Origin of the sequence: Hymenobacter sp. PAMC 26628 (genome assembly GCF_001562275.1) — a bacterium.
Lineage (GTDB): Bacteria > Bacteroidota > Bacteroidia > Cytophagales > Hymenobacteraceae > Hymenobacter.
The window spans coordinates 1,236,169-1,249,130 of the sequence record NZ_CP014304.1; the positions used below are offsets into that span (position 1 = coordinate 1,236,169).

The 12,962-nt window shown below is 64.8% G+C and carries 12 protein-coding genes; 2 read left to right on the plus strand and 10 right to left on the minus strand.

Annotated features, from left to right (window positions below):
- Positions 1–57 precede the first annotated feature (57 nt).
- Positions 58–3,771, minus strand: coding sequence for an AAA family ATPase (locus AXW84_RS05735; protein WP_068229919.1), 3,714 nt, complete (start codon positions 3,769–3,771; stop codon positions 58–60).
- Positions 3,772–4,003: 232 nt separating this feature from the next.
- Between AXW84_RS05735 and AXW84_RS05740 the strand changes: the two genes are divergently transcribed.
- Entirely contained in the window at positions 4,004–4,933 is a 930-nt protein-coding gene (locus AXW84_RS05740) for an alpha/beta fold hydrolase (RefSeq protein WP_068229921.1), read from the plus strand.
- Between the two features lie 108 nt (positions 4,934–5,041).
- Here the strand turns inward: AXW84_RS05740 and AXW84_RS05745 are convergent, their stop codons facing one another.
- The 7 genes from AXW84_RS05745 to AXW84_RS05770 all read right to left on the minus strand — a co-directional run bounded on the left by AXW84_RS05745 (position 5,042) and on the right by AXW84_RS05770 (position 10,316).
- A complete protein-coding gene (locus AXW84_RS05745; protein WP_157886832.1) occupies positions 5,042–5,551 on the minus strand; it encodes a hypothetical protein in 510 nt (169 codons plus the stop codon).
- A gap of 73 nt (positions 5,552–5,624) precedes the next feature.
- A complete protein-coding gene (locus AXW84_RS05750; protein WP_068229924.1) occupies positions 5,625–6,890 on the minus strand; it encodes an exonuclease SbcCD subunit D C-terminal domain-containing protein in 1,266 nt (421 codons plus the stop codon).
- A gap of 35 nt (positions 6,891–6,925) precedes the next feature.
- Positions 6,926–7,207, minus strand: coding sequence for a putative toxin-antitoxin system toxin component, PIN family (locus AXW84_RS05755; protein WP_236943260.1), 282 nt, complete (start codon positions 7,205–7,207; stop codon positions 6,926–6,928).
- A gap of 112 nt (positions 7,208–7,319) precedes the next feature.
- Entirely contained in the window at positions 7,320–7,544 is a 225-nt protein-coding gene (locus AXW84_RS05760) for a hypothetical protein (RefSeq protein ID WP_068229927.1), read from the minus strand.
- A gap of 30 nt (positions 7,545–7,574) precedes the next feature.
- Entirely contained in the window at positions 7,575–8,264 is a 690-nt protein-coding gene (locus AXW84_RS23885) for a homing endonuclease associated repeat-containing protein (RefSeq protein WP_082773721.1), read from the minus strand.
- Between the two features lie 48 nt (positions 8,265–8,312).
- Complete coding sequence (locus tag AXW84_RS05765) at positions 8,313–9,674, minus strand: MBL fold metallo-hydrolase (protein WP_082773722.1); 1,362 nt, start codon at positions 9,672–9,674, stop codon at positions 8,313–8,315.
- Between the two features lie 204 nt (positions 9,675–9,878).
- Positions 9,879–10,316 (minus strand): hypothetical protein, encoded by a 438-nt coding sequence (locus AXW84_RS05770; protein WP_068229929.1) that lies wholly within the window; start codon positions 10,314–10,316, stop codon positions 9,879–9,881.
- A 204-nt stretch (positions 10,317–10,520) separates the two neighbouring features.
- Between AXW84_RS05770 and AXW84_RS05775 the strand changes: the two genes are divergently transcribed.
- The gene (locus tag AXW84_RS05775) at positions 10,521–12,101 is read left to right on the plus strand and encodes an amino acid permease (RefSeq protein ID WP_068229930.1); all 1,581 of its coding nucleotides are present in this window, start codon (positions 10,521–10,523) and stop codon (positions 12,099–12,101) included.
- 78 nt (positions 12,102–12,179) lie between these two features.
- On the opposite strand, the gene AXW84_RS05780 is transcribed toward AXW84_RS05775, so the two are convergent.
- Together AXW84_RS05780 and AXW84_RS05785 are read right to left on the minus strand one after the other, a co-directional pair.
- Positions 12,180–12,617: a hypothetical protein gene (locus AXW84_RS05780; RefSeq protein WP_068229931.1), complete on the minus strand. Its 438-nt coding sequence runs from the start codon at positions 12,615–12,617 to the stop codon at positions 12,180–12,182.
- 47 nt (positions 12,618–12,664) lie between these two features.
- A complete protein-coding gene (locus tag AXW84_RS05785; protein WP_068229935.1) occupies positions 12,665–12,877 on the minus strand; it encodes a DUF2945 domain-containing protein in 213 nt (70 codons plus the stop codon).
- Positions 12,878–12,962 lie beyond the last annotated feature (85 nt).

Consider the following 12,962-nt stretch of genomic DNA (forward strand, 5'->3'; position numbering starts at 1 on the left):
AAGTCCGCGCGGGAAACGGCCAGCTAGGGCCCCACGCGCGGATTCGTAACGTCCGCGCTACACCTCGCACGAGGTTTCGGTGCCCATCACGTCCACCACGCGCACGGTGCTGGTGCCGCCGGCCCCGGGCTGAACGCGGATTTGGGTGCCGATGCGGTCCTTCAAATCGGCCACGTGCGAGATGATGCCAATCATTTTGCCCGAGTGCTGGAGGCGCTCCAATGCGTCGAGGGCCGTGTTCAGTGCGTCAGGGTCGAGCGTGCCAAAGCCTTCGTCGATGAATAGTGACTCGATGCGCGCCTTGTGGCCGGCCAACTCGCTCAGGCCCAGGGCCAGGGCTAGGCTCACCAGGAAGCTCTCGCCGCCCGAGAGCGAGGCCATCGGGCGCACCGTATCGGCCTGGTCGTGGTCGATGATTTGCAGCTCCAGGTTGCGGTTCGGCGTTTTGAGGATGGTGTAGCGGCCCGTGAGCTGGCGCAGGCGCAGGTTGGCCAGCCGCGCCAAGTGGCTCAGCGTGAGGCCCTGGGCAAACTGGCTGAACTTGTCGCCCTTGGCCGAGCCAATCTGCTCGCTCAAATCCTGCCAGCGCTGCTCCTCCCGCTGGCGCTGCTGCAAGGCGCGCAGGCCGTCGGCCAGCAGCAAGCGCGCCGCGTCGTCTTGGGCCAGCTGGTTGCTAATGGCCCCCAGCTGCTGCTGCAAAATATCGTCGGCTTTATTCAGCTCCGCCAGCTGCGCCGATAGGGCCCCGGCCGAGAGCGGCGTCAACGCATCGGCCTGGTGCTGGGCCAGTTCCGTCCCCAGCCGGGCTTGCAGCGTGCGCGTGGCCGCCTGGGCCGTGAGGTGGTCTTGCCGGCGTTGGGCCAGGCGCTCGGCCTCGGCGGCGGGTAGCAACAGGGCCCCCGCTTCGGCCGCATTCGCAAAGCCGGCGGCGGCTAGAGCAGCGGCTAACTCAGCCTGCCGGACTTCCAAGGCTGTGCGGTGCTCGGCCAGCCGGACTTGCAGCGCGGCGTGCGCGCTTTGTTCGATAGCCAGCGCCTGCTGCTGGCTGGTTAATTGGTTTTGCGCCTGTTGCAGCGCATCGGCCAGCTGCTGGGTGATGCGGCGCAGCTGCCCAGCGGCGGCGGTTGAGTCGGGGCCAGCGTAGTGGGCCTGGCGGGCGGCCTGGCGCTGCTCAATGGCGAGCTGGTCAGCGGCCAGCGCGTCGGCCTCTGCGGCCAGTTCGCCGGCCCGGCCGCCCAGCTTTTCCGCGTGGACTTTGTGCTGAAACCTGCGCTCCTTCAGGCCCTCGCTCACGTTTTTCAGGCTGCCAGCCTGCGTTTCGTAAAAGCCCGCCCGCTCGGCCAGCGTGGCCAGCAGGCCGTCGTAGGGCGGCCGGGCGGGCAACGTTAGCTGGTGCGGCCGCAGCAGGTCGCGGATGGCGTTTTGGAAAATATCGGCCTGCTCGTACCAGTCAACCAACTCGTTTTCAAGCTTTGCTAATTCGGCCTCGGTGGTAGTTTGCCGGTCCAGCAGCCGCGGAATCTCCCGCTGGGCGGCGGTGGCGGCCTCGCCGGCTTTCAGGTATTTCTCGCGCAGCGCGGCCAGCTTGTCGTCCAGCACGGCGAGCTGACGGCGGTCGGCCACGGCGGCGGCTTGCGCCGTGGCGGCGGCATCGAGCAGGGCGCGCACGGCGGCCGGGTCGGCGGGTTGGGCAGGGGGCGGAGTTAGGGCCCCCGCCAAGGCAGCGGCCTGCTGGCGGGCCGTGGCGGCGGCAGCGGCGGCTTCTTCGTGCAACTGCTGGCGTTGCTGCTGGGCGGCCTGGCGGCGGGTGAGGTCGTGGGCGGCGCGGCGCAACTCATCGTCCAGCGCGGCCAAGGCCTGCTGCTGCTGCGCCACGCATAGCTCTTGCTCGTCGGCTTCGGCCGCAAAGTCGGGTGCAAATACGTGCTCCAAGGCCCCGCACAGGGCGCAGGGCTGGCCGGGCTGCAAGTGCAGGCGGTGGGCGTTGAGGTCGGCCAGGGCCTGCTGAGCGCGCAGCTCGCGCCGGTAACTGTCGAGCAGGCGCAGGCCGTCGGCGCGGCGGGCTTCGAGGTGGCCCAGCGCTGCTTCGGCCGCGGCCAGAACCGGGACTTCCTGGGCGGCTTGGGCGGCCAGGGCCCCAGCGCGGGCGTGGTGCTCGTGGGCGGCCTCTGCTTTGGGCAACAGCACCTGCAAGCCTTGCCAGTGCGCGGTGAGGTCGTCGGCGCGCTGGGCCAGGGCGGGGGCGGTGGTGTCCGCCAACAGCGCGTCGCGCTCGGTACGGCACGGCTGGCCTTCCTCCTTGATGGCCTGCTGGCGGTCAAGGGCATCGGTTTCGAGGCCGCGCTGGCGGAAGAGGTCGGCGCCGGTGGTGCGCTGGGCAATGCGCAGCTCGTCGCGCCGGGCCTCGCGTACGGCCGTTTCCTTCTGCGCGCCCTGCAAATCGATGATTTCGCGGTCGAGGGCGATGAGCTGGCTCTTCAAATCAGCCTCGGGGCTGTGGTCGATGAGCCAGCGGTCGAGGGCGGCGGTTTCGGTGGCCACGGCTTCGATTTCCCGCGCCTGCCGGGCCAGGTCGGTGCGCGCCTGCTCGTGGGCGCGCTGCGCCTGGGCGTGGGCGGCGGTTTTCTTGGCTAGCTCCTGCTGCGCCACGGCAATGGCGGCGTCTTGCTTGCCGGCTTCCTCGAGCTGGGGGCGGCGGTGGTTTTCTTCGGCCAGCGCGGCGGCGTGGGCTTCGGCAGCGGCGGCCAGGCGCTCGGCCGCGGTGGCCGCGGCCTGGGCGAGGCGGGGCAGGGCTTCCTCCTGCTTTTGGTGCTGCGCAGCGTCGCTGCTCAAGGCCTTCTCAGCCTCGGCGGCCAGGGCCAGGGGCGCCGCCAAATCCTTGGCGCGCAGGTGACCGGCCAGGCGCGCAAACTCGGGTTGCAGGGCCGCGTCGGCCTGGTGCAGGGCCCCGGCCTGGCGGTCAGCGTCGGCGGTTTGGCGGTCGAGCTGGTCGAGAATCGTGCGCCAGGTCTGGAACACGTGCAGCTCCTGTTGCTCCAGGTGGTGGCCCTCGGCGGCGTGGTGCAGGCGGTCAAGCCGGGCTTCCAGGGCCCCGCGCTCCTCGTCGGGCAGCAGGCGGGTAGCTTCGAGCTGGGCGCGCAGGAGCTTGGTTTTCAGCTCTTCCTCTTTGGCTTTTTCAAACGCCGCCACCGACAGCCGCGAGTAGATGCCCACGTTGGTCATCTTTTCGAGCAACGCGCTGCGCTCCTTTTCCGGCGCGTGCAGGAAGCGTGCAAACTTGCCCTGGCTCAGCAGCACCGATTGCTCAAACTGCCCGAAATCGAGCCCCGACAGCTCGCCCACTTTCGCCGGCACGGCCTCCTTGCCGCTGACGATGGCTGCGTTGGAAGCGCTCATCACCAGCGACATGGCGTCCTGGCCAAGGCCGCCCTTGTCGTCGCCGCGCACCTTGCGCTTCACTTCCCAGCGCGAGCGGTAGCGCACGCGGGCCACGGCGCCCGTGTCGGCGTCGGTTTCGTGCACCTCAAACTCCACCTCCGAAAACGCGAACGGCGCGTGGCGGCTCACCATCTCGCCCACCTGGCGGTCGTGGCGCGGCACGCGGCCGTAGAGGCCCACGGCAATGGCGTCGAGCAGCGTGCTTTTGCCCGCCCCGGTGGGCCCCGTGATGGCAAATAATCCCGTGTCGGCCAGCGGCGCGGCGTCGAAACGGATGAGGTAGGGGCCCGGCAGCGAATTGAGGTTGGCGAAGCGGACGCTAATAATTTTCATGCTAACAAAGATCCCACAAGATACCCCGAAGGTACGGCCAGCGCGGGGCCCTAGCGCGCCCCGAATATGGAAAACGGCTGGCGTTGGGTTCCGCAGCGGGGGGCCTGCCGTGCCCGTGGGCCCATAACCCGGCGGGCGGGCAGGCCGTTGACACCCTGGGCCCCGGCGCCGCGCCACGGGCAGCGCGCCGGAGCTCGGGGTGTATTTTCTATTTGCTTACTCACTGAAAATAATGAACATGCATTACGTCCGGCGCGGCGCCGGCAAGCCGTTGCTGCTGCTGCACGGCATCGGCGGCAGCTGGCGCTCCTGGCAAACCATCCTCGACGACTTAGCGCTGGCGCGCGACGTCATCGCCGTCGACTTGCCCGGCTTCGGCGCCACGCCGCCCCTGGCGGGCCCCGTCACCATCGCCGCGCTGGCCGATGCGGTGACGGCGTTCCTGAAGGCCCACGACCTGACCGGCACCGATGCCGTGGGCAGCTCGCTGGGGGCCCGGCTGGTGCTGGAGCTGGCCCGGCGCGGCGGCGTGCTGGGCGCAGTGGTGTCGCTCGACCCCGGCGGGTTCTGGGAGGGCTGGGAGAAGCCGGTTTTTTACCACAGCGTGGCCCTGTCCGTCAAGCTGGTGAAGGCCCTGCAGCCCGTGATGCCGGCCCTCACCGGCAGCGCGGTGGGGCGCACGGCGCTGTTTGCCCAATTCTCGCACCGCCCGTGGAAACTGGCCCCCCACGTGGCCCTGGACGAGATGCGCACCTTCGCCAACTCCCCGTCGTTCGATGAGCTGCTGAAAGATTTGGTCGAAGGAGCCCAGCAGCAAGGGGCCCCCAAGGGCAGCATTCCGGGCCCGCTGGTTATCGGCTGGGGCCGGCAGGACTACGTGTGCTTGCCCCACCAGTCGGCGCGGGCGCTGGCCAAATTCCCCGACGCCCGCCTGTATTGGTTCGAGCACTGCGGCCACTTCCCGCAGTGGGACCAGCCCGCCGAAGCCGTGCGCCTCATCCTGGCCGCCACCAGCGGCCAGTCCTTCCGCGACGCCGACATTGCCCAGCGCGCCCCGGCCCCCGCCGCGGACCAGAAGAAAGTGCCCACCGCAGCCGTGGTGGCCGGCGTGGCCGCCCTGGTGGCCGGCGGCGCGTGGCTGCTGCTGAAAAAACGCCGGTAAGCGCTGAGCTCCATTGTATTAAAAAAGCCCCCGCCAGGCCGCGCAATGCGGCCCGGCGGGGGCTTTCGCTTGGGGCGGGGCCCCGCTGGCGGGTGCGCCATCCCGGCGCTACTTGGCGGGTACGGGCGCGGCGGCCTGTTGGCGCCGGGCGTCTTCGGCCTGGTAATAAGCCATTTCCTGCTGGTAGGGCTGTAAATTCCAACTGGACTGGGCGCGGGCCACGCTCACGGCGGCGCTTTGGATGGCGGCGCGCTGCTCGGGCGTGCAGATGACGCCGCTGGGGTTGGCCAGCATGGCGGCGTGGCACTGCTCAAGCTGGGCCTCCAAGGCGGTGATTTGCTCGGCACCTTTCTTGGGCAGCTGGTCGGCGGGGGTGCGGTGCAGCACCAGCTCCTTGGGCTGCGCTGCAATGGTGGCGGCGGTGTTGGCAGCAGCGTTTTTATCGGCCGTGGCCTGGTCGATGGGTTTGGCAGGCACCGGCTGCTTATTTTTCGCAAGGGCTTGGACGCCCAGCCGGGTGCCCGTGACCACGAGGTTGATGAGGCTCGCTTGCGCCCGGGCCGTCTGCACGGCGCCTGAGCCTGATAATAAGACAACGGCGAATAAGAATCTTTTCATTATGAAGGAGATAGGGTTTTTGGTGCGGAAAATTACGCGGGGCCCTCACAAAAACAAGCCCTCTTCCAACCGCTTAGCCTTCGTCGCCGCCCCAGGCCTGCGGGTCGGCTTCGGCCAGCAGCTGGCGCAGCTCGCCGAAGGTGGCGGTGAGGGCGGCGGCCCGCTCGGGCGGTAGGCCCGCCACGCGCCGGCCAAATACTTCGTCCACCGTCAAATCGTGTAGGAAAGCCAGGGGCCCGGCGGCGGCGGCGGCGGCCACATCGGGCGCTTCGGTGGCGCGTTGGTGGCGGGCGCCGCGGGGGGCCTGCACGTGGGCGGCGCGCTCCTTCAGCACGGCCTGCACGCGGCGCTGCACCTCGGCGGGGGCCTCGTCGGAGCGCACCTGTACGTCGGCCCAGGCCACCAGCTCGAAGGCGGCGTTGTCGTAGGCCAACAGGCTGGCCTCTACCTCGTCCAGCGTGCCGTGGAAGCGCTGCAAGCGGCGCAGCACCGGCACCGGCAGGGCGGTGATTTCCGGGGCCCCCGCGCCGGCAAAATCCAGCAGCAACACCTGCTGGCGGTCGTCGGCCTCGGTGAAGGAGAGCGGCACCGGCGAGCCCGAGTAGCGGATGTGTGCCTGCCCGCCCACCACCTGCGGCCGGTGCAGGTGCCCCAGGGCCACGTAGTCGAACGCCGCCGGAAAATCGGGGGCCCCCACCGAGCCCAGCCCGCCGATGTGCACGTCGCGCTCGGCCCCCTCGCGGGCCTCGCCGCCGGCCGCGTAGAGGTGGCCGGTGGCCAGCACGGGCACGTCCTGCTCGCGCAGGCGCCGCACGGCGTCGGCGTCGGCCAGGGCCCCGTAGTGGGCGGCAATGCTCTGGCGCACGCGGAGTTGGCGCTCGTCGGGCGTTTCGCCGGCCACGGCGAGGCGAATGTCGCGGTCGCGCAGAAACGGCACGGCGCAGACCACCAGCGCGGGCCGGCCGCTGGTTTCGGCCAGGGCCACCACCTGCTCGGCGGGGTCGGCCGGCACGCCGCCCACCACGTGGATGCGCAGCCGCCGCAGCAGTTGCCGCGAGGCGTTGAGCAGGGTGGGGGAGTCGTGGTTGCCGCCCACCACCACGATGTCGCGGCAATTGGTGCCCTGCATCTGCACCAGGAAGTTGTAGTACAGCTCCTGGGCCGCGTGCGAGGGCGTAGTGGTGTCGAACACGTCGCCGGCCACCACCAGCGCGTCCACGCCGTGCGCTTGCACGGCCCCCAGCAGCCACGTCAGAAAGGCCCGCTGCTCGGTCAGGCGCTCCTGCCCGGTGAGGAAGTGCTGGCCCAGGTGCCAATCGGCGGTGTGCAGTACGCGCATTTAAATAGTAGGTGGAAAGGAACCGGGGCGGCTCGCTAGCAATGAGAAACGTATTCGGCGATGGTTAAAATCTGGGTTTTACCCAAGGGGTTCAACACCAATAAATCTTTGTCCCCAGTTAGTAAATGGGTTGTCTTGCCATCCGTTGCAAGTGCAAGCAAAAAGTTGTCCTTCGCATCGCGGCAAATGTCAACTGCTGAGGTTAACGAAATGAACTCAGCTTTCGCCTCGATTTGCACCAGTAATTCTTGCAAATCCACCAGCGAAAAATACTTTTTGAATTTTGGTCGTTGTGCCACTGCGACGAATTCCTCCAATAATTCCTGGCTGAAAAGCAGTGTTAACCCATCTTAGGCGAAAAGTTGGTCTAGTTTAGAAGTGCCTTTTGTCAGTAGAAAACTAATCCAAAGATTCGTGTCAACAATAATTCTATGCTTTCTTCTTGGCATAGCGCTTCGTCCGAACAGCCTCTACTTCTTTGGTTATCTCGTCTAAAGTTGGGGCCTGGGGCGTCGCCTTGGCCCGAAGCCGATTCACTACGTCAATAAAGCCGTCCGCCGGCGTTTGCCGAATGGAGATAAGGTCAAGGTCGGCAAGGTCTTGCAGCAACTTGTCGGCCTTAGGGTTCAGGATGTCTACTTGGTAAGTTGTCATAGTACCAGTGATTATAAATGGATAAGTAGCTTATTTGCTCTCGATTGTTAAATTGCCTTTGGCAAGGTTGTGAATTTTGCAAAGCACCTGAAGATTATCTAAAACCGTTTCCCCACCTTTCGACCAAGGAAATATATGGTCAAAATGAATATTGTCACCAGTGAGTGTAATACCGCAGAGCCGGCATTTATTTCCATCCCTCATCAATACTTGTACTTTTAATCTTTCGCTTGGAAATCGTTTTGTTTTGTGTTTAATTAAATTTTTGCTTTCCTGAATATGGTCTGGAATATTCTCGATTATATCAGATACTTGACTTTTATCATATAAATTTATATATTCTATAAAAGATTCAAGAGAATTTCTGAACGAACCAAATGTTTTTATATATGGGCTTGATGAGAATTCCGAAATCGGACGTTTCATGTCTCTTGACACCGGCTGTCGACCTAACTTTACCCATACCATTTCAATATTTTCTAATAGTTCTACCTTCGAAGGATTATGGGTAAGTACTGGTTTAAGACCGGCTTTCACCAAGGCATTATTCCAACTTCCGAATCGCAAACCAATTGTCCCAGAGGTGTATTTGCCTCCGTTGTCATCATATTGTCTAGAAGAAAGTCGGTTAATACCAAGGCTATTAGCTATTTCATTTAAATTACTGAGAAGTTCGGCTTCTGAAATATTTCTATTAAAATCCTTTAACTGATATTTCATAACTGCTGCTGGATATATTACAGATTTCAGTATACCACTAAATTATTCCTAAAACCCTTCCACTGCCTCCCCCAAATCCAGCACCTCCGCGCCGGGCAACGCGGCGGACAGGATGCTGGCGCCGGCGGCCGAGCGGTAGCCGCCGGCGCAATGCACCAGAATGGGCTTGTCGGTGGGAACTTCATGGGCGCGTTCGCGCAACTCGGGCAGCGGGATGTTGAAGGCCCCGGGGAAGAGGGGTGGCTGGGCCTCGGTGGGGTTGCGAATGTCGACGATGGTGAAGCGCTCGGGGTGCTGGCGCACGGCGGCTAGGTCTACTTCCGGGGAGGTGGCGGGCAGGGCGGCGGCGGCCAGCAGGGCCCCTTTAATGTTGGTTTCGTAGCCGATTTTGGCGGCTTTGCGGATCACGACGTCCAGCGTAATGTTGGAATCGGCCATTAAATAAAACGGCTCCTGGGGCCCCACGATGGAGCCCAGCCAGGTTTCAAACTTGCCGCCGTCCATCAAATTTAGGGCCCCGGGCAGGTGGCCGGCGCGAAACTTGGCGGCGGGCCGTGTGTCGATCAGCAGCACGCCTGGGACCGGGGCGGTACCGGGTAGCAGGTGCGGCACGGCGCGCACGCTGGCCTCGTAGGCCTTGGCGCCCAACTTGTTGAGACGCACGTTGTGGCCAAAGTATTTGGGTGCGAACGGCTGGTCTTTGAGCAATGCCGCCACAAACTCGGGCTCCGACATGGGCTGGAGGGCGTAGTTAGTGGCCAGCTCGCGGGCAATGGTGCTGTCGAGGTCGGGGCTGGTGGTTTTGCCGCACAGGCTACCGGGGCCGTGGGCGGGGTACACGCGGGTGGTGCCGGGCAGCGTCATCAGCTTGCGGCGGGTGCTGTGGTAGAGCTGGGTGGCGAGGGCCTCGCGGGTGTGGCCGCCCACGGCGGCGTCCTCGCGCAGGTCGGGCCGGCCCACGTCGCCCACAAACAAGGCGTCGCCGGTGAACACGGCGCGCGTTTGGGCCAGGTCGTCCATCAGCACCACGCTGATGCTGTCGGGCGAGTGGCCGGGCGTGTTCACGGCGTGCAGCTCCACGGTGCCAAGAGTTATCCGGTCGCCGTCGTCGAAGTTTTGGTGCGGGTACCAGGCCCCCAGCAGTTTGCTGCAATAGATGCGGGCCCCAGTTTCTTCGGCAATTTCCAGGTGCGACGACACAAAATCGGCGTGCGAATGCGTCTCAATGACGGCCACAATTTTAGCCTCGTGCTCGTCGGCAAAATCATAGTACACCTGCGGGTCGCGGGCCGGGTCGATGAGGGCCACCTGGCGGCCGCTGCGTACGGCGTAGCTGGCGTGGGCGAGGCCCTTGTCGTAGAACTGCTGAATTTGCACGGCCGGGGCCGCGCTGCTGGGGAGGGGGGGCATGGGAAAGGTTTTGCGTGGAAGCGCCGCGGGAGGGCCCCGGCAAAGCCGAAGTAACCCCGTCGGGGCCCTATCGGTTTAGTCAAATATAAACCGCCCAGCCCAACGCTGGCCCACCGCCGGGGCCCCCGCCCGGCCCCAAACGCAAAAAAGCCCCGGCCAGGCGGCCGGGGCTTTTACACAACGCGCGGTGGAATAACGTCGGCGTTAGTTGTTGGGGGCCAAGCCCGTGCGCTGCTGGCGCCTGGCTTTCATTTCGGTACGCTTTTGCTGCTGCATGGCCGTGTACTGCGTGAACTGGGCGGGGGTGAGGATGGCCTGCACCTGGGCTTCGTACTGGGCGTGGTTGGCCTGCATGGCTTGGTGCAGGGCCTTGCGGTCGGCGGGGGCCGGGGCGACGGCGGTCATGCCCTGGCGTTCGGCCAGCAGGGCAGCCTGGAGGCGGCTTTGCTGATCGGGGTTGAGGCTTAGCTGCTGGGCCATTTTTTGGGAGCGCCGGGCGGCCATTTGCTCCGGCGATTTCATTTTGTGGGGGCCCTTGCGGGCCATCGGCGGGGCCGTGGGGGCCGCCGGCGGGGTGGTTTGGGCAAAGGCGCTGGTGGTGGCCAGGGCCAGGGCGGCCAGCAGGGCGAAGGACTTTTTCATGGCGAATAAAGAAAATGAGTGCGAGTAAATTGGAGGGCGGCCAGCTCATCCGGTTTAAGTGGCTTCGTCCAATACTTTGCAAGCAGGGTGCCAGAAATTGGGCCAGAGGCCGAAAAAGCTGCCTATATTTCGGGCCCTGTGCCGTGGTGCGGCGCGGGTGCTTTGGTAATGCACCTCTCCACAATTCTCATTTTTTTCTAAAATATGGCCAATATTTTCGCCAAAAAACCCCTGGCGGTGCTGCTGGGCGAGGCCAACTCTACCGGCCACGGGGCCCTGAAGCGCACGCTGGGCGCGGGCAACCTCGTGGCCTTGGGCGTGGGCGCCATCATCGGGGCGGGCCTGTTTGTGCGCACCGCCGCCGCCGCCGCGCAGGCCTCGGGCCCGGGCGTGACGCTGGCCTTCATCCTGGCGGCCTTCGGCTGCGTGTTTGCGGGCCTGTGCTACGCCGAGTTTGCGGCCATGATTCCCATTGCGGGCTCGGCCTACACCTACGCTTACACCACCATGGGCGAGTTCGTGGCCTGGGTCATCGGCTGGGCCCTCATCATGGAATACGCCCTGGGTGCGGCCACTGTCAGCATTGCCTGGAGCGAGTACCTGAACAAGCTCTTGGAGGTCTTTGGCACCAGTATCCCGTACAATCTCAGCCACTCGCCCTTCGAGCACGCCGTGGTGAACGGCGTCACCCAGCACGGCCTCATCAACCTGCCCGCGCTGCTCATCATCGTGGCCCTGAGCCTGCTGCTGGTGAAAGGCACCCAGGAGTCGGCGCTGTTCAACGCCGTGGTGGTGGTGCTGAAGGTGCTGATCGTCATCGTGTTCATTGCCATCGGCTGGCAGTTCATCAACCCCGCCAACCACACGCCCTACCTCATTCCGGCCGACGCCGTGGTGAAAAACACGGCCGGCGAAGTGGTGCGCACCTACGGAGGATTTTTTAAGCACGGCCTGGGCGGCATCATCGGGGGCGCGGGCATTGTGTTCTTCGCCTTCATCGGCTTCGACGCCGTGAGCACGGCCGCGCAGGAAGCCAAAAACCCCAAGCGCGACATGCCCATCGGCATTTTGGGCTCGTTGGCTATTTGCACGGTGCTCTACATCCTGTTCGGCCACGTGCTGACGGGCGTGGCCAACTGGCGTGAATTTGCCGACCCGGCCCTGGGCGGCGAGGCCTCGGTGGCCTACGCCATCCGGGCCCACATGCCCGGCTACGAGTGGCTGGCCACGGCCGTAACGGTGGGCATTCTGCTCGGCTTCACGTCGGTTATCCTGGTGATGCTCATGGGCCAGAGCCGGGTGTTTTTCTCGATGGCCAAAGACGGCCTCATGCCCAACGCCTTCTCCGAGCTGCACCCCAAGTTCAACACGCCCTACAAGTCCAACCTGATGCTGATGGTGTTCGTGGGCCTGTTCGCGGCCTTCGTGCCCGGCTCACTGGCCGGCGACCTTACCTCGTTTGGCACGCTGCTGGCCTTCGTGCTCGTGAGCCTGGGCGTGTGGATCATGCGCAAGTCGGACCCCGAGCAGCCGCGGCCGTTCCGCGCGCCGCTCTCCACGCCCAGCTTACCGCTGGTGCCCATCATGGGCGCCGTGGTGTGCACGCTGCTCATCGTCGGCCTCGACCTCTTCACGCTGGAAGTGGCCGTGGGCTGGATGCTAGTGGGCTTCGTGGTGTACTTCCTCTACGGCAAGCGCAACTCCAAGCTCCAGCAGGGCATTGTGGTGGTGCCGGAGGAGATGGAGAAGGAAGCCTTCATCAAGCCCGACCCCCACAACCGCTAACCAGCTCGCCGGCTTCGGATTGACTCCAACAAAAAGGGCCCCGCTACTTGGTAGCGGGGCCCTTTTTGTTGGAATGACTTACGCCAGTTCGTGCAGTCCCTCGGGCCCCCGCCGCTGCTGGTCGAGCCACGCCAGGGCCGCCGTCTCATCGGTGAACCAGCCGGCGCGGAAGGTGGCAGTCACCTTCGGCGCCGGCTGCGCGAAGCTGCGCGCCTGCAGCGCCGCCCAGAAATCGGGCTCGGCCATAAACGCTACGCACAGCATGTGGCCCAGTACTTTGCGCGCACGCGGCAAAAATTCTTCCACCAGCCACTCGTACACGTCGCCCGGGCGGTCGGCGCTATCGGCACGGCCGTCGAGCAGCCAGTACGGGCAGCCGTGGGGGCGGGCCGTGGCTAGCAGCAGCTCGCAAGCCTCGGTAAACTCCGTTACCGACAGCGGGCGGAGCACTTGGCCGCGTATCAGCGGCGGGGAGGCCTGGTAGTGCGCGGTGTAATAGGCAAGGGAAAGAGGCATGGGCACGGGGCACAGGGCCCCAAATAATACCTCTACGGGCGAGGTAGTTATTTGGCCGTCGCCTTCACCTCGCTTTGCAGCTTGAGCACCCGGTCGCCGTTGTCTTGCACGATGACCAGGGCTGGGTCGTCGGCCGAGCCATTGCGGTGAATTTCGCTCCCTTTGATGGTACGCTTGATGGGTTCTTTGTGCACCGATTCAATTTTGCCGGTGGCCGTGCCAGTGCCGTATTTCCAGGTAACTGCGGTGCCTTTGCGCATGGGAGTAGGAGGGAAAAAGGAGTGGATTGAATAATTACTTACTGCCAATGCCGCCCCGCCGTTGCAATCCGGGGCCCCAGGCAGT